The sequence below is a fragment of the Actibacterium lipolyticum genome, assembly GCF_900184935.1.
In the GTDB taxonomy this organism is placed as follows: domain Bacteria; phylum Pseudomonadota; class Alphaproteobacteria; order Rhodobacterales; family Rhodobacteraceae; genus Actibacterium_A; species Actibacterium_A lipolyticum.
On record NZ_FXYE01000011.1, the window covers coordinates 1 to 868 of the forward strand.

At 63.5% G+C, this 868-nt stretch carries 1 protein-coding gene; it reads left to right on the plus strand.

The genetic code is table 11. The annotated features are described in order from the left end of the window. Positions 1 to 868 (plus strand): CLIPPER-2 domain-containing protein (locus COL8621_RS18925; protein ID WP_207652105.1); only part of this gene is annotated, 868 nt, incomplete at both ends.

The window sequence follows — 868 nt, forward strand, 5'->3', positions numbered from 1 at the left end:
ACGGCAACGTGACGCTTGCGCTGGATACGATTGCGCCGATCACACCGACGCTGACCGATGCGGATGGCACGGCGCTGACGCTGACGACGGCCCCTGCCTTTGAGGGCCCGGCCAGCAGCCTTGGGTCCGCCGAAGGCACGCTTCTGCCGGGCGAAGTTGCAACCTATACAGCGACTTACACGCTGACGCAGTCTGACATCGATGCCGGTGGTCTCAGCCAGACCGCGACAGTTGACGGCACCGACCCGAACGCGACCGTTGTCACGGCCACGTCTGACGATCCAGCGGATCTGACGGGCGCGGCTGATGCGACTGTAACGCCGCTTGCGCCAGCACCTGCTGTGTCGATGGAGCTGGTGGATGACACCACTGCCTTGTCGACCCCGGTCGCTGAGGGTGATGTTGTGACCTATACCTATACGGTCACCAACGACGGCAACGTGACGCTTGCGCTGGATACGATTGCGCCGATCACACCGACGCTGACCGATGCGGATGGCACGGCGCTGACGCTGACGACGGCCCCTGCCTTTGAGGGCCCGGCCAGCAGCCTTGGGTCTGCCGAAGGCACGCTTCTGCCAGGTGAAGTTGCAACCTATACAGCGACTTACACGCTGACGCAGTCTGACATCGATGCCGGTGGCCTCAGCCAGACCGCGACCGTTGACGGCACCGATCCGAACGCGACCGTTGTCACGGCCACGTCTGACGATCCTGCGGATCTGACGGGCGCGGCTGATGCGACTGTAACGCCGCTTGCGCCAGCACCTGCTGTGTCGATGGAGCTGGTGGATGACACCTCTGCCTTGTCGACCCCGGTCGCTGAGGGTGATGTTGTGACCTATACCTATACGGTCACCAACGACGG